At 61.5% G+C, this 15384-nt stretch carries 13 protein-coding genes; 7 read left to right on the forward strand and 6 right to left on the reverse strand.

From position 1 onward, the window contains the following. Positions 1 to 109: 109 nt before the first annotated feature. The 3 genes from carA (at position 110) to MPC4_RS14725 (ending at position 3415) form a co-directional block, all read left to right on the forward strand. Positions 110 to 1303, forward strand: coding sequence for a glutamine-hydrolyzing carbamoyl-phosphate synthase small subunit (gene carA, locus MPC4_RS14715; protein WP_174513175.1), 1194 nt, complete (start codon positions 110 to 112; stop codon positions 1301 to 1303). A 346-nt stretch (positions 1304 to 1649) separates the two neighbouring features. Then, positions 1650 to 2522, forward strand: a complete 873-nt coding sequence (gene cysQ / locus MPC4_RS14720; protein ID WP_174513176.1) for a 3'(2'),5'-bisphosphate nucleotidase CysQ — start codon at positions 1650 to 1652, stop codon at positions 2520 to 2522. A gap of 299 nt (positions 2523 to 2821) precedes the next feature. Next, a complete protein-coding gene (locus tag MPC4_RS14725; RefSeq protein ID WP_174513177.1) occupies positions 2822 to 3415 on the forward strand; it encodes a DUF1134 domain-containing protein in 594 nt (197 codons plus the stop codon). 148 nt (positions 3416 to 3563) lie between these two features. Here the strand turns inward: MPC4_RS14725 and MPC4_RS14730 are convergent, their stop codons facing one another. Next, positions 3564 to 3806 (reverse strand): hypothetical protein, encoded by a 243-nt coding sequence (locus MPC4_RS14730; protein ID WP_210253663.1) that lies wholly within the window; start codon positions 3804 to 3806, stop codon positions 3564 to 3566. Positions 3807 to 4043: 237 nt separating this feature from the next. Beyond that, the gene (locus MPC4_RS14735; RefSeq protein WP_174513183.1) at positions 4044 to 4511 is read right to left on the reverse strand and encodes a peroxiredoxin; all 468 of its coding nucleotides are present in this window, start codon (positions 4509 to 4511) and stop codon (positions 4044 to 4046) included. A 307-nt stretch (positions 4512 to 4818) separates the two neighbouring features. Here MPC4_RS14735 and MPC4_RS14740 point away from each other — a divergent pair, with 307 nt between their 5' ends. Next, positions 4819 to 8415, forward strand: coding sequence for a YhdP family protein (locus MPC4_RS14740; RefSeq protein ID WP_174513178.1), 3597 nt, complete (start codon positions 4819 to 4821; stop codon positions 8413 to 8415). 109 nt (positions 8416 to 8524) lie between these two features. Here MPC4_RS14740 and MPC4_RS14745 read toward each other — a convergent pair whose 3' ends face one another. Together MPC4_RS14745 and tyrS are read right to left on the reverse strand one after the other, a co-directional pair. Beyond that, positions 8525 to 9643 carry an alpha/beta hydrolase family protein gene (locus MPC4_RS14745; protein ID WP_174513179.1) on the reverse strand — a complete coding sequence of 373 codons (1119 nt, stop codon included), beginning with the start codon at positions 9641 to 9643 and terminating at the stop codon, positions 8525 to 8527. Positions 9644 to 10062: 419 nt separating this feature from the next. Then, complete coding sequence (gene tyrS, locus MPC4_RS14750) at positions 10063 to 11322, reverse strand: tyrosine--tRNA ligase (RefSeq protein ID WP_174513180.1); 1260 nt, start codon at positions 11320 to 11322, stop codon at positions 10063 to 10065. Positions 11323 to 11612: 290 nt separating this feature from the next. Here tyrS and MPC4_RS20975 point away from each other — a divergent pair, with 290 nt between their 5' ends. After that, complete coding sequence (locus tag MPC4_RS20975) at positions 11613 to 12530, forward strand: TolB family protein (RefSeq protein WP_210253662.1); 918 nt, start codon at positions 11613 to 11615, stop codon at positions 12528 to 12530. A 98-nt stretch (positions 12531 to 12628) separates the two neighbouring features. Here MPC4_RS20975 and MPC4_RS14760 read toward each other — a convergent pair whose 3' ends face one another. Both MPC4_RS14760 and MPC4_RS14765 read right to left on the reverse strand, forming a co-directional pair. Further along, entirely contained in the window at positions 12629 to 13198 is a 570-nt protein-coding gene (locus MPC4_RS14760; RefSeq protein ID WP_134491139.1) for a carboxymuconolactone decarboxylase family protein, read from the reverse strand. An 81-nt stretch (positions 13199 to 13279) separates the two neighbouring features. Beyond that, positions 13280 to 14383: an anhydro-N-acetylmuramic acid kinase gene (locus MPC4_RS14765; RefSeq protein WP_425312485.1), complete on the reverse strand. Its 1104-nt coding sequence runs from the start codon at positions 14381 to 14383 to the stop codon at positions 13280 to 13282. Between the two features lie 192 nt (positions 14384 to 14575). Between MPC4_RS14765 and MPC4_RS14770 the strand changes: the two genes are divergently transcribed. Beyond that, positions 14576 to 15196: a hypothetical protein gene (locus tag MPC4_RS14770; RefSeq protein WP_174513182.1), complete on the forward strand. Its 621-nt coding sequence runs from the start codon at positions 14576 to 14578 to the stop codon at positions 15194 to 15196. 71 nt (positions 15197 to 15267) lie between these two features. Next, positions 15268 to 15384 (forward strand): transposase (locus MPC4_RS14775; RefSeq protein ID WP_174511329.1); only part of this gene is annotated, 117 nt, incomplete at its 3' end.

Consider the following 15384-nt stretch of genomic DNA (forward strand, 5'->3'; position numbering starts at 1 on the left):
GCGTTGCCTCTAGCTTCGCGCCCATCGAAGTCCCAAATAGACCTGTTAGAATTAAGCCGGCCGCGCCGATGGGCGCGACGCCGGACGAGCGCATGGGTGTAGAGTGAGCATGACGCAGGATCAAGATAAAGCGCCGGGTTTTTGGCAGGAACCGCGCGCGACCGCGCTTCTGGTTCTCGCCGACGGCCTTGTTCTCGAAGGAGCGGGGCTCGGCGCGGTGGGCGAGGCGGTTGGCGAAGTCTGTTTCAATACCGCGATCACCGGCTATCAGGAAATTCTCACGGATCCGTCCTATGCAGGACAGATCGTCACTTTCACATTTCCCCATATTGGCAATGTCGGCGCCAACGAGGAGGATATCGAAACGAGCAATCCCGCCGCCAGCGCGGCGGCGCGCGGCGTCATCGTTCATGCGCCCATCACGAATCCCTCGAATTACCGCTCGACCCGGCATTTCGACGCCTGGTTGAAGAGCCGGGGCATTATCGGCCTCAGCGGCGTCGATACGCGCGCGCTGACGACGCGCATCCGCGAGCGCGGCATGCCGAACGCGGTGATCGCCCATTCGCCCGATGGCGTTTTTGATATTGAGAATCTGCGCGCGAAGGCGGCGCAATGGCCGGGGCTGGAGGGCATGGACCTCGTCCCGAGCGTCGGCTCGACGCAGCGCTATGACTGGACGCAGACCCCTTGGAGGCAGGGCGAAGGCTATGGCTCCAAAGAGGGAGGCAAGTTCAAGGTTGTCGCCATTGACTATGGCGTCAAGAGCAACATCTTGCGATTGCTGACCGAGGTCGGCTGCGACGTGACGGTTGCGCCTTCGACGGCGACGGCCGAGGACATTCTCGCCCTGAAGCCGGACGGCGTATTTCTGTCGAATGGTCCCGGCGATCCGGCTGAAACGGGAAAATACGCCGTTCCCGTCATCAAGGCTTTGCTTGAGAAGAAGGTGCCGACGTTTGGCATCTGTCTTGGACATCAGATGCTGGCCCTGGCGCTTGGCGGGCGGACGATGAAGATGCGCCAGGGGCATCATGGCGCCAATCATCCGGTGCAGGATTTTACCACGGGCAAGGTCGAGATCGTCTCGATGAATCATGGCTTTGCGGTCGACGCCGCCAGCCTGCCCGCTCATGCGCGGGAGACGCATCGCTCCTTGTTCGACGGGTCGAATTGCGGTCTTGAATTGTTGGATCGGCCTGCGTTTTCGGTCCAGCATCATCCGGAAGCCTCGCCCGGCCCGCGCGACAGCCATTATTTGTTCCAGCGTTTCACGCAGATGATGGAAAAAGCGCAGGCCTGAGTCCGCAAGCCGAAGCGGTCTTGTCACCCGCGTCGCCGATGCGGTAAGTTTGAGCGGAGCTCGAATCGAGCGCGCTGGAACAGAGCGGCTATGCTTCAGCTCAAGGCGCTGAAGGGCTCAGTCTGAGGAATAATAGGGTGGACGGCCGCAAACGCGCGCTGGTCCCGTTCGAGTGTTCATCACAATCCTTAAAGCGATTTATTAAATAATTGAAAAGTACTTTATATCCGTCGCGCCGACCGTACGTTACTATAAGCCCCAGTCGACCGCGCGGCGGCTAAAGCAGAGCCGCTTCGATCCGCTGCTTTTTTGGGCGATGGTCTGCGCGCCGAACAAACGGATATTCATGTCAACCGAGATGAACTCTTTGCTCGCCGGAACGCCGCATGGCGGCGCATCCGTCGATCGCGACGCAATCGCCGAAATCTTTGCCGAAATCGCGCTTGAGGCCGCCATAGCGGTCATGTCGGTCTATACATCCGACAGCCACGCGCGCCGCAAGGCTGATAAAAGCCCCGTCTGCGACGCCGACGAATATGCAGAGGCAATCATATTGGAGCGTCTCGCCGAGCGCCTTCCAAGTTTCCCTGTCCTTGCCGAAGAAGCCGCGGCGCATGGCAAAAAGACCGTTGCGGGCTCGACATTTATTCTCGTGGACCCAGTCGACGGCACACGTGAGTTCCTCAACCGAAATGGGGAGTTCACGATCAATATAGGCCTGATCGTCGATGGCGCGCCTCTCGCCGGCGTCGTCTACGCCCCGGCCCTCGGGCAGATCTGGATCGGCGGCGCCACGGCGACCTCCTGCAAAATCGCGCCGGGCGCAACCCTGCCGCCAATCGGGGAGCGCCGCGCAATCCATGTGCGACCCGCGCCGACCCAAGGATTGACCGCGCTGGCGAGCCGCTCGCATTCGGATCCCGAGACCGAGGCTTTTCTCGCCCAACTGCCGATCAAGGAGCGGCGCGCGGCGGGATCGTCCTTGAAGTTCTGCGCCGTCGCCGAAGGCGACGCCGACGTCTATCCGCGCTTTGGCCAGACGATGGAATGGGATACGGCCGCGGGCGACGCCGTTCTGCGGGCCGCGGGCGGAATCGTGCTGGATCGCGAACAGCATCCGCTGCGATATGGCAAGGCAGGCCTCCAGTTCAGGAACGGGCCTTTCGTCGCTTGGGGAGACCGCAAGGCGATCCAGCCATCGAGCGCCGCCGATCACTGATCCGGCCCCAGGACGTCTTTCTCCTTTGCCGCGAAGCCGCGCGCGCGAAAAGACGCGGAGAATCATTTTTTCGCGTCGCGCTTGCATTGATTCAATCTTTCAACGCTTCGTTAACTCTATTGCGTCAAATTTGGCATTTAGAGCCGGATGACTGCGGAGGGACGGTTTCCGTTCGAAGTCTTAAATTCGTCTCTCGTCGATAAGCCAGAGCATGACGCCGTCCGAAAACCAGCTTTCGACTTTTCGACGTCGTGCTTAGCGCGCCCCCGAACGCATAACTGGTTCGCAGAGGATCGAAAATGCAATCGCGAAGAGAGTTCACGCGGCAAATGGCGGCGATCGCTGTTGGCGGCTCCTTTCTGGGGCTAAGGCCAATCGCCGCGGCGGCAAATCCCGCCCCCGACCGGCCCGCTGATTATGCTCCCGACGAGATCGTCGCTAATGGTCACCGGTTTTTCGGGTCGATCTCGCGCGGCCTCGCAGAGGTTGTCGAAGCGGCGACGCAGCGCTGGGGCAAGCCCAACGGCTATATTCTGGGCCAGGAGGCGGGCGGGGCGTTCATCGGCGGCTTGCGCTATGGCGAAGGCGTCATGCACACGCGCAACGCCGGCGATCTGCACGTGTTCTGGCAAGGCCCCTCGCTTGGCCTCGACGCTGGCGCCGACGGCGACCGCACCATGATGCTGGTCTATAATCTTCCGGCCACGAACGCTATTTTCCGCCGCTATGGCGGCGTCGACGGCTCGGCCTATCTCGTCGGCGGCTTCGGCATGACAGCCCTTATCAACGACGACGTCTATGTCGTCCCCATTCGCTCCGGGCTTGGGGCGCGGCTCGGCTTCAACGTGAGCTACTTGAAATTCACGCCGACGTCGACATGGAACCCGTTCTGAGCCGCCGGCGGCTTTCCGGGAAACGCTGACGCTTGCGGCAAGCCTCGCGATGGCCGAGGCTGCCGGTGCGCGCCATCGGGGGCCGGCCGGCGAAGCTTCCGGCCGGCGTTCGAGACCGGCGGCCGCCGCTGCTTTGAAAGCCTTGGCTTTACCGCGCTCCCACCGAAAACTCGGCTTCGAGCTTTGCCATTTCAAGTAGATGGGTCAGGAGATCGAGCCGCTCCCGTCGCGCCAGTTTGATCAGTTCAGCCGCCATCTGCGCAATATAAATCGCGGTTGAGCGAGCTTCTGGTTCAGTCCTGTCGCCAACCATCGCATGATGCGAAGTCGTCGGCGCCTTGACCGGAGCGGCGCCTCGGCGGCTTGCCTCGGTCTCCAAATTTTGCATCACGGCTTTCTCCGTTTCCAGCTTGGCGGACAAGAAGTGAATCCAGGCAAGGTTGCGTTGGCGCGCCAATGCGCCCTTTTTGGATTCTTCCGTTTCGCTTCATTTCATCCTTTTGTGAAAGGAGGCTTGGCTTTGTGAAATGCGGCTTGGCCAAGATTGTACGCACGTAGGAATTGTGATCAAGTGATATTCGTCAGTTTGCATGTGGCGACCCACGGCGCCACATGCTTCAGGCCAGCCTCACTTCAGCGCTTGCGCTGCGGCAAGCACGGCCTCTGCGTGGCCCGGCACTTTCACCTTGTTCCAGACCTGCGCGATGGTTCCGTCGCGCTCTATGAGAAACGTCGTGCGCTCGACGCCCATATATTTGCGTCCGTACATGCTTTTTTCAGCCCAGACGCCATAGGCCTCCAGCATCGCCTTGGTCTCGTCGGAGGCGAGCTCGAGCTCCAATCCGTGCTTGGCCTTGAACTTCGCGTGGCTCGCCGGCGAATCAGGAGATACGCCGACAATCGCAGCGCCCGCCTTCTCGAATTCGCCCTTGAGACGATTGAAGTCGATGGCTTCCCTGGTGCAGCCTGAGGTGTCGTCCTTCGGATAGAAGTAGAGGACAAGCTTGCGGTCTTTGAAGTTCTTGAGCGTGATCTTGGCCCCGGCGTCGCCCGGCAGAGCAAAACTTGGCGCCGCGACGCCCGCCCCGAGTTTCATGGTCGCGTCCTTGCTCATGTCGCCTTCCTTTCGTCGCATTGAAAAGCCATCGATCCTAGTCACGATATTGGGGATAAACGTTCGGATTGGCGAGCGCTGATCCGCTTAAGTTTAAATCAGAATCTGTCCCAAATCGCCACGCCGCGTTTCGGCCCGCAGCTCGTAAATTCCTGTTGCCCTGAGAGGCGCGGCGTGCACGGGATGATTGAAGAAAAACGCTGGAATCAGCCTTTCGACGAGGCCGGTGTTTCGGCGTAACATCGAGGTTTCCAGCTTCAGCTTGCATTGGAAGGGCCGCGAGCGGTTGGTGAAACAGCAAAAGGAATCGGCCGCCGCGCATGGGGCGACGCTGGCCTGCGGCGCGGGATCGCCCGCGGGGAGTGACGCGCCGCGCCTCAAAAAGCCTCGCCGGGGCGCCTTCGTCGCGAAATCCTGCGGTTATGCCGTTGTCGGCATGCTCGTGCTTGCGCTGCTGAGCGGCGGCCTTCTGGTTGCGCGCCTGACGCGCGGACCCATGTCGATCGACGGGCTCGGTCCGCTCATCGCCGATGCGCTCGATCAGCGTTTTGGCCGGGGCTATGATTTCACTCTGGGCCAGACGTCCATGGTCAAGCATGGCGTTTCGCCGACGCTGAGCATAGACGGACTGTCGCTGAAGGACGGATCAGGGCGCACGATCTTCAAGGCGCCCCGCGCGGAAGTGTCCATCGATCTCTTGTCGCTGATCGCTGGACGCGTCGTGCCGAAGCGGCTTGAGGTTTTTGACGTCGAAGTGCGCCTCGCGCTGCTGCCGGACGGATCGATCGCGCAGCCGATCGCGCCGGGTTCAGACGAAACCGTCGCCATCACGCCGCCCCTTGCGGAATCGCTTGTGAAGGCGGGCGCCTCTCCGGCCGAGGTTGGCGTGGCCGCCTCGTCGCAGCCCGCCGATCAAAACGGATCGCCGCCCGCCGCCGCGGGGACGCAACCGAAGCCGCGCGCCTTGCTTGTCAGGCAGATGTCGTCGGCGCTGCGCCTGTTGATGGATGCGTTGACCAGTCCAGACAGCCAGATCGCCGCGGTCGATCGCATCGCCATCTCGCGCGGGCGCGTCGTCATCGACGACCGCACGACGCATCAGAAAGTGACGTTTGATGGCGTCAACCTCGGCTTTCAAAGGAACTCCGGCTCGACGACATTCAACCTTGCCGTCGATGGGCCCAACGGGCGCTGGTCGGCGACGGGCCTTGCCAGCGGCGCGCCGGGCGCCCAGCGCAGCCTGATGCTGCAGTTGCAAAATCTGTCGATCGACGAGATCCTGCTGGCGACGGGCGCGCGTTCGATCGGCGCCGATTTCGACATGCCGCTATCCGCCAGCTTCTCTGTCGGCCTCCGCCCTGACGGGGTGCTGTCCGAAGCCGTCGCCTCTTTTGGCATGGGCGCCGGCTATCTGCGCTTCGACGATCCAAATGACGAGCCGATGATGGTCGACTCGATCCAGGGCGGCGCGCATTGGGACGGCGCGACGCGGCGCATCATCATCGATCCGGTAAAGCTGACGGCGGGAGAAACGCATGGCGCGGTTTCTGGTTCGGTCGCCTTGCCCGTGCAGGAGGGCGATCCGTGGCTGATCAACATTGTCCAGGCCGAGCCGATCATCGCCGCTCCCGAGCGTCCGGGCCAGAAAACCGTCATCGTCGATTACCTTGCAATGACCGCCCGGCTGTTGCTCGGCGAGAAAAGGCTTGTGTTCGATCGGATCCTGCTTGGCGGACCGCAGGCCGGCTTTTCGATGGCGGGCGACGTTGATTGGACGAATGGTCCGCGGCTTCGTTTCGGCGCCGCGCTCGATCCGACGCCGATTTCCGTCGTGACGCGTCTTTGGCCGTCGTTCATCTGCGCGCCGGTGAGGAACTATCTGCTGGATCACGTCAAGGCGGGGGCCGTAGAGAAGGCGACGCTGCAAATCGATTTCAACGCCGCCGATCTCGACGCCATGCGCGACGAGCATCCGCCGCCGGATGAAAGCCTGCTGCTGGATTTCACCGTCGCCAACGGCAGCGTCGAATTTTTGTCGGGCGTGCCGCCTCTGACCGGCGTGGACGGGGTCGGCCGCATCACCGGCCGAACCTCGACTTTCACGACGACGAGCGTCGGCATGCTCGACGCCGGCGAAGGCCGGACATTGACGACAGCCGCAGGCGGCACGTTCCACATCGCCGACGCGAATCAAAAGCCGACGCCCGCCGTCATCGTCGCCAAGGTTTCGAGCACCGTCGACACGATCGGCGACCTCCTGGCGCGCGACGCGCTGAAGCCTTACGCCAATCTGCCTCTTGCCGCCTCGACCTTGCGCGGGCAGGTTGACGGACGGCTAGAAATCGATCTCAACCTCGGGCCAAACATGAGCCCCGCCGATACGAGCCTCAAGATCAATTCGGTCGTCACCAATTTTACGGCGGAAAATCTGCTCGGCAAGGAGGCTCTCGAGGCCGCGACTCTCGCCATCAATGTCGATGCGAGCGGTCTCAAGGCGAGCGGGCAAGGACGCATGTTCGGCGCGCCTGCGACGGTCGAGATGAACCAGCCTTCCGGCAAAGCGGCCTCGGCGATGGTCCATATCATCATGGACGACGCCGCGCGCGCCAAACAGGGCCTCGGCGGCGTGCCAGGCGTTACGGGTCCGATTGCCGCGACCATAACCGCTCCGCTCGGGACCGGGGAAAATATCAGGGCGGATGTCGAGCTCGATCTCACTCACGCCGGCATCGAATGGCCTGGCGCCTCGAAGCCGCCGGGGCGTCCCGGCAAGGCAAAGTTCTTGCTCGCCGTCAACAATGGTCTGACGTCGCTCGATCAGATCGTCCTCGACGCCGGCGCCGTGCAGGCGCATGGCCAGATCGAACTTGGTCCCGACCAGTCGCTGCAAAGCGCGAAATTCGGCCAGGTCAAATTTTCGCCGGGCGACGATATGAAGGTCGACGCGCTGCGGGTTGGCGAAACCTTGAAGGTCATGGTGCGGGCGGGAACCATCGACGCGCGTCCGTTCCTGAAAACCCTGTTCGCGTCCTCCTCCGATACGCCGGCGCCGTCCGCCGCGGCCTCTCTTCCGCCGGGCGTTTCGCCTTCGCCGATCAAGGAGATCGACCTCGACGTCAAATCGGCTCTGCTCAGCGGCTACAACAAGCAGGTGCTGACCGGCCTCGAACTGCGCATGCTGAAGCGTGACGAGCTCTATAAGCAGCTCTCCTTCGCCGGGCGCTTCGGCCGCCAGACGGTGTCCGGCAATCTCACCGGGCCGCCGGCGGCGTCGCAATTAACGATCCTCTCCGATGACGCCGGATCGCTTTTGCTGTTCACCGATCTTTATAAGCACATGGAGCGCGGGCGACTTTCAGCGACCATGCAGATCGGCGGCGGGTTGTCCGGCGTTCTTACCATCGACTCTTTTGTCCTGCGCGACGAACCTGCGCTGCGAAGGCTTGTCGCCGAAGGCGTTCCCCCGCCCGACGCCACAGGCAGGGTGCCGAAAATCGACGCCGGCGCGATGGCCTTCAACCGGCTCCAGGTGCGCTATGACCGCGCGGGAACGCGGCTTCTGCTGCGTGATGGCGTAATGAACGGCGACGCCATCGGCCTGACGGTGGACGGCTGGCTCGATTTCGCCCATGACGGCGTCGATATGAAGGGCACCTTCGTGCCCGCCTATGCGGTCAATAATCTGTTCTCGAAAATTCCCGTGGTCGGCCTGATTCTCGGCGGCGGATCGAATGAGGGGTTGATCGGGGTGAATTACCGCGTCGAGGGCAAGATCAGCGCGCCGACGCTCAGCATCAATCCGCTCTCGGCGATCGCGCCCGGCATTTTCCGCCAGATTTTTGGCGTCGGCGCCCACATCCCTTCAGCAGGCGCCGCGGGGCAGTAATTTTTAAGACGGGATGCCTTGATGGTCCTCCCCCTTTTTAGGGGGAGGGGCGTTGGGCGCGCCGCGCCAATCGCAGCGAGAACGGGGGGCCGCGCGTTCAAAGCGTCGGTCAATCCGGGGCGTCCCGGTTTTTGCCGACCATGGGCTTACCGTGTTGCTGGCTGACGTTTTGACTGATCCAGTCGAGAATATAGTCCGCGATTTGCAGATTGTTCCGGTCCTGCATCAGCATGTGGCTATTGCCGTGAAGGCCTATTTGCGGAAGCTGCACCAGCTTGGCCTTTCCACCCGCGCTTTTGAGCTGATGAACGAATGTTTGGCAACCCGCAAGATTGGTGGGCCAAAACGTGCCGGAAATCGTGGAGCCCGTAAGGTGATCTCCGAACATCACGAGGGTTGGAATCTTCGCCAGCGTCTGGATCTGGCCCGGATTCAAAGTCGGGCATTGCCCCTCTATTGAGATGATGCCCTTAATGCCCGAGCTATTGGTCAGAGCTGCTTCCTCTGGGAAAAACCCTGATTCCGAGTGACCAACGACGACGGCTCCGCCGGCTTGAATGGCGACATTCGCGAGGTTCTCGTAAGTCGGATTGGGCGTTGGCAGGGTCGCGTTGAGGTCGGGAATCACCTGATTGCCGAAGTCGCTTAACGCCTCGACCGGGAATTGTTCGTCGGGCCAGGGCGTCGGGTAAGCCGGACCGAAGCGGAACAGATCCCAGGCCGACTGGCGGCCGAAGGTAAAGATATTCGGAAGCGCGCTCACGGGCTTAAGGCCGAGCCTCACCTCGTTGATGGTCGTCGCGTCGAAGCCGGATCGCGCACGCGCGGACTGATCTGGAAGGTAAACCGCGTGATGATTGCGGACGAAATATTCGGCCCAACCCATGCGGCCATCCGGCGTGTCCTCCCACGTCTTGGCGCTGAGGCAACAGCCGTGGATCATCACAATAGGAATATTGCGCGCGCTGCCCTTCGGCACCTGGAACTGGACATACATCTGGTCGACCTTGATGCCGTCCGAGTTCGAATAGCCCAAGAATCCGCCGGGCGTCCCAGTCATCGCGTCGGTTTGTTCGAGGGCGCCGCCAACAAAGAAGCTGCCCTGGTCCTTGAGCACCAGCGGCCCCGTCAGGTCTTGCGCCATCGTGGCGCCGGCGAGGGTCAGTCCTCCGGCAAAGAGCCCAAGGACTGTCGCCCCCGAGAGTTTCTTCCAATTGTCCATCATCATGTCTTCCCCTTGATCAGCCGTTTGATGACGGCTGTTTCAGATTCAGAAGCATCCGGGACGAAAAATAAGCTGACGCCAGCTCAAGCTGGAAATTCCAGAAACTATCTACAGATGAAATAGCCCAGGATGAGTTGATCAAATATGCAGCTGAAGCTAGGTAAGCTTGGACTTTGCGTATGTAAAACAGCTACCTGTTTTCGTCACCATGACGGGTCAATACATACGGCCTCATAGCAGATCGATCTTCCATGAAATTCTGATCTATATAAAAATTTGGATATTGCTTATTTTAGAAGCTTCAACATGACTGGGGCAGTATTTGGAAAGCTCGACGCAGCAATGCGAACGGCGACGCGTTCCCGTTCTCGCGCGCACCGCGACGCCAAAAGGAAATCGATGCGCGATCCCTCTCGTTTCGTTCAGACCAGCTTCAGCAAAATATGCCGCTTGCGGCCGAGCGAGAGTTTGACGACGCCCTTTGCGGCGGCGGCGGGCGCGATCATGGCGCGCTCGTCGGAGATTACTTCATCATTGACCCTGAGGCCGCCGCCCTTGATCTGGCGGCGCGCTTCGCTCGTCGACGCGACGAGCCCCGCCTTGACGAAGGCGGCGAGAACGCCGAGCCCGGCCTCGATCTCGCTGGCTGCGATCTCGACCGAGGGAAGGGTTTCCGCCAGCGCCCCCTCTTCGAACGTTTTGCGCGCGGCCTCTGACGCAGAAAGAGCGGCCTCGCGCCCATGCACCATGGCGGTCGCCTCGGTCGCCAGCACTTTCTTGGCCTCATTAATCTCGGCGCCGCCGAGGGCTTCGAGCTTTGCGATCTCGTCCAGGGGCAACTCGGTGAACAGTTTCAAGAACCGCCCGACGTCGCGATCCTCGCAATTGCGCCAGAACTGCCAATAGTCGAACACAGGCAAAAGGCTTTCGTCGAGCCAAACCGCGCCTTGCGCCGTCTTGCCCATTTTGGCGCCGGAGGCGGTGGTCAAGAGCGGCGAGGTCAAGGCATAGAGCTGCGCCGTGCCGAGCCGGCGGCCGAGGTCGAGCCCGGTGATGATATTGCCCCACTGGTCCGAGCCGCCCATCTGCAAGATCGCGCCGGAACGGCGAAAAAGCTCGACGAAATCATAGGCCTGAAGGCACATGTAGTTGAATTCGAGGAAGGACAGCTCATGCTCGCGTTCGAGGCGCGTCTTGACCGAATCCATGGCCAGCATGCGATTGACGGAGAAATGCCGGCCGATGTCGCGCAAAAAATCGATGTAGTTGAGGCTCGATAGCCATTCGGCGTTGTCCGGCATGATCGCGTCTTTTGGCCCCTCGCCAAAAGTCAGGAACTTCGAGAAGACGCGCTTGATGCCGTTCTTATTGTCCTCGATCGCCTCGAGCGTCAGGATTTTCCGGCTTTCGTCCTTGCCGGACGGATCGCCGACCCGCGTCGTGCCGCCGCCCATCAGCGCGATCGGCTTGCCGCCCGTCTTTTGCAGCCAGCGCAGCATCATGATCTGCACCAGCGAGCCGACATGGAGCGAGGGCGCGGTGCAGTCAAACCCGATATAGGCGACGAGTTCGCCGGACTTCGCCTTGGCGTCAAGCCCGGCAAGGTCTGAGCATTGATGCAGATAGCCGCGCTCGATTAGGGCGCGCAGAAAATCGGAGGCGGGCGAGAAATCGTCGGACATGTTTATCCTGCTGGCGCAAAGCGCCCAATGTCGGGCGCGGGCGGGCCGTCGGCGAGGGCGAGGTTTAAGGGCAGTGAGAGATGAAGGCAATGTCGCGCGTGCTCTTCGATCAGCAAACCTCCGCCTTGCAATAGAAACTTGATCCGTCCCCGGTTTGGAAGCCAGAATGCAAAGCTGCGCCTGAGCCCCCCAGTCGCGCAGCCGGAGGATCTCGACTCCGCGCCGGACGCCCATGCTTATGCCTGCCAGGATTTCAATTCGTCGATCATGGATTTATTGGAGCTTAGCCAATGGCCCCGCCTCCCGCCACACCAGTTCCGTTGCTAAATTACCCTGACGCTTCGGTCAGCGACTATCGTTTCGCGCTCAACTCTGAGGGCGATCAGATTATTTTCGAGCGCTCAGTCAACAAGAGCCCGGCTGTTCTGTTCTACGCGGCTTTGAACAGCCCCATTCAGCCTTCGCTGTTTCCGCCGAACTCGCATTACGAGTCCGCCACTCGTCCGGACTGGTCCTGGTCTAATGGCCAAATCGCGTTTTGCATCGACGGCGGCATCGTCATAACCGACGCGGACGGCTCAAATCTCTCGTTTCTTTCGTCCACGAAGGGAATGATCTATCCGGCCTGGTATCCGAACGTTTCCGCCCTCGCGGTGATGAACAACAACCCGGCCCCCAATCCGCATACGTCGGTGATTAGCGGTTCTGGCGAGCTTGATATTCCCGTCGTCGCCGGTACGACGGTCTGGGCGGGCATGCCCTCGGTCAATCCGCAAAACCCGCAACAATTCGCCTTCGCCGGCCAATATATCGGCAGCCAGATAAAGTATAATCAAGATACGAACTATATCTGGTTCGTCGACAGAGGGCAGGATCCCATCGTCATCCGGCCGCTCGACAAGAACGCAAACGTCACAGGGCCGTTTGAAGAGGCCTATCAGGGGCGCGCGCCATGGTGGTCGCCGGACGGAAACTGGATCGCTTTTGAATCAAACCGCGACGCCCCGGCAAATTCCGGCCATTACGCCATTTATGTTCAGGACTCTGGCGGCGTGAATGCAGCCATGCAGGTCACGGACTATAAATATAATGGCAATCATCCGAAATGGTTTGCGAATGGCGTCGGGCTCGTCGCAACGCTGCTTCAGGCGCCGCCGGCGCCGCAAAGAGGACTCTACAGTCTCGACGTCTCGGCCTTCGTCGGCTGAGGTTCGTCATGGAAAGCGCTAGCCTCCAGGGAGCCTCAACGAGCCGCCGCCTGAGCGGCTCCGGGGATGCCGAGATGCGTTCTTAACGACCGGGGCCTCTACGCTTTGGGCTCGGGAACTGGCACGTCAAACGTGTTCAGCGTGACTGAAACCAGACAATAGAGCCCGACGAGATAGGACAATTCCGCCGCGCCATGCTGGCCGAAAGCCTCGACCGCGGTGTTATAGGTCAGCTCCGGCAGCGTGCCGCCCCTGACCAGCGCGCTCGCGAAATCATAGGCGATCGCCTCGTGCCGCGTCAGATCGTTGGGGCGCTGCCCCGCGACGATGGTGGCGAGCTTTTCATCCGATAATCCACGCAATTCGCCGACGAGAACGTGGGCGTAAATCTCATAGGCCGAGTTGAAATGCGCGCCTGTCACCAGAATGGCGACCTCGCGCGCCGCCCTCGGCAGCGAGGGATTATCGGCCAGCGCCTTGACCAACTCCCAGCTCGGCTTGCCGAAAACCGGCTCATGCAGCCAGGGATTCCACGGCCCGGCCAGCGCGCCATCTTCGCGAACTGCGACGAAGCCTTTGAAATTCTTGGCGATGCCCTCGCTCATATCATTGTAAAGGGCGCGCTGCTCTGGGGTGAGTTCGGAAGGAGGAATGAGCGGAAGGCGCATGAGGGCTCCGTTAAATGATCGCGTCCCCGGACCGGGGGGACGCACCAGCCTAAGCCGTGATCACATCATTTCGATGGCGCCTCACCGCACCGGACGCGCGATGAGGCCGCCCGCCAGCGGCGCGTCGATCCCCGTGGTCTGCGGGAACGTAATGGGCAGATTTTTCTGCCGCCGCACCGCCATATAGGCAAAGGCTTGCGCCTCCATGGCGTCGATCGACCAGCCGAAAGCGTCGGCGTCGGCGACGCGGCACGGCAGGCGAGCGGAAAGCTCCGCCATGAGCGTCGGATTGCGCGCGCCGCCGCCACAGATCACAGCGATGGCCGGGCGCTGGGGCATGAGATCGAGGGCGCGGGCGATCGCCGCCGCGGAGAACGCCGTCAGCGTTCTCGCCGCGTCCTCGGTGGCGAGCGAGGCGACGGCGGCCGCCGAAAACGCATTGCGATCGAGCGACTTTGGCGGCGCCAGCGCAAAGAAGGGATGCGCCAGCAGATCCTTGAGAATTTTCTCATCGGCCCTGCCCCGCGCGGCGGTGGCGCCGTCGCGGTCGATAGCAACGCCTTTGCGGAGCAGCATCAGGTCGTCGATAAGGGCGTTGCCGGGGCCGGCGTCGCAGGCGATCGGCTCCCGCTCCCTCTCGATAAAGGTCACATTGGCGACGCCGCCGATGTTGATCACCGCGACAGGCTCGGCAAAGCCCGCCGCCCTGACGAGCGCGCTGTGAAACACCGGCACAAGCGGCGCGCCCTGGCCGCCGCGCAACACATCCGCGGCGCGAAAATCATAGACCACATCATGCCCAAGGCTTCGCGCCAGCGCCGCGCCGTCGCCAATCTGGACGGTCAGCCGCTTCTCTGGCCGGTGGAGCACAGTCTGCCCGTGAAAGCCGATGACGTCGATTGTCTTGCCGTCAACGCCCTGCGCGTCAAGAAAGCGCCGCACCGCCTCGCAATGGCGCTGCGTCACCATGGCTTCGGCGCTGGCCAGAGCGCCCGGACGCGCGCGGCGGTCATGCAGCGGCGCGGCGTCGGCGATGGCCGCCCGCAGCAGAGCGCGATCCTCGTCCTGATAGGGCAGAAACCCCGAGCCGCGGAACGAAATCTCGGCTTCTCCATCGGTTTCGATCAAGGCGACGTCGACCCCATCCATGGAGGTTCCGCTCATCAGGCCGATCGTCCGAACCATTGTCATCATCGCCTCCCGGATTGGCGTCCCGCCAACATAAACTGCAAACACGCTTCAGCGCCGGCCACGCCCGCAAGAGACCATAACATCGTGTGAGCGCGCACCGACATCATCATTGTTCAATCGGATGATCGCTGTCGATCCACCTGCGAAAAGCGACCGGGTCGAGCTGGCGAGTCAAGGAGATTTGAGATGTCCGATGAATTCAAGCTCCGCCTCAAAGTCCTGAGCGCCCTGAATTCGAAAGCCTGTGGCGCGATCGCATTTCAGGCGGCGGGCATTTCGGTCATGGGTTATCATTACGGGTACCTGGCTGACCTTGTCGCCCAGTACTGCGTCGACATTAAATTCGGCGTCGTCGATCCAGCGGCCTCGGCCGAATATGATCACACGACGGATACGCTGAGGTTCAGCAATCGAAACCTCGGATTTTACGCTACGCCCAGCGGTCGCGCGCAGATCATTCACGAGTGCACCCATGCGTTGATCGACGCCACCCACCCCGGCAAACCCGTTCGGCGCTCCGATAATGAATTTATATGCTGGCTTGCCCAGACGATCTATTCACTGCTCGCTGGCGACAGCGTCAGGCGGGATGGAGATTTTCACGGCTCTCTTTTCGCCATCGCCAGCGATGCGATCAGAAAAAGAGACGGCGTTTTCGTGGTCGATCCGCAAGCTGTCAGCTTTGTCGCCGCCATCCTTCGGAGCGCCGACGCCCTACGGGCAAAAAAGGCCGGGAAGACGGTTCCCGATATCGAGTTGATGGATGGAATCCGCTGTCCGCGCCCACCGGCGATGGAGCCGGACTAGGTCATAGACCCATTATCGGGATTCCCGAATCGGCTGTGGCGTGATTCAACCTTCGGATCACGGAGGCTGAGATGGCGCGGTTTGATTTGACGGATTTCGAATGGTCGGTGATTGAGCCGTTGTTGCCGAACAAGCCGCGGGGTGTTCCGCGCGTCGATGATCGTCGCGTCTTGAACGGTATCTTCTGG

It is taken from the genome of Methylocella tundrae (genome assembly GCF_901905185.1).
GTDB lineage: Bacteria > Pseudomonadota > Alphaproteobacteria > Rhizobiales > Beijerinckiaceae > Methylocapsa > Methylocapsa tundrae.

Bases quoted from the DNA above. Each gene is read 5' to 3' on its own strand.
- MPC4_RS14745 (WP_174513179.1), bottom strand. From the start codon at position 9,643: ATGATGATGGACAATTGGAAGAAACTCTCGGGGGCGACAGTCCTTGGG.
- MPC4_RS14760 (WP_134491139.1), bottom strand. From the start codon at position 13,198: ATGCGCCTTCCGCTCATTCCTCCTTCCGAACTCACCCCAGAGCAGCGC.
- tyrS (WP_174513180.1), bottom strand. From the start codon at position 11,322: ATGTCCGACGATTTCTCGCCCGCCTCCGATTTTCTGCGCGCCCTAATC.
- MPC4_RS20975 (WP_210253662.1), top strand. From the start codon at position 11,613: ATGGCCCCGCCTCCCGCCACACCAGTTCCGTTGCTAAATTACCCTGAC.
- MPC4_RS14770 (WP_174513182.1), top strand. From the start codon at position 14,576: ATGTCCGATGAATTCAAGCTCCGCCTCAAAGTCCTGAGCGCCCTGAAT.
- MPC4_RS14725 (WP_174513177.1), top strand. From the start codon at position 2,822: ATGCAATCGCGAAGAGAGTTCACGCGGCAAATGGCGGCGATCGCTGTT.
- cysQ (WP_174513176.1), top strand. From the start codon at position 1,650: ATGTCAACCGAGATGAACTCTTTGCTCGCCGGAACGCCGCATGGCGGC.
- MPC4_RS14765 (WP_425312485.1), bottom strand. From the start codon at position 14,383: ATGGTTCGGACGATCGGCCTGATGAGCGGAACCTCCATGGATGGGGTC.
- MPC4_RS14735 (WP_174513183.1), bottom strand. From the start codon at position 4,511: ATGAAACTCGGGGCGGGCGTCGCGGCGCCAAGTTTTGCTCTGCCGGGC.
- carA (WP_174513175.1), top strand. From the start codon at position 110: ATGACGCAGGATCAAGATAAAGCGCCGGGTTTTTGGCAGGAACCGCGC.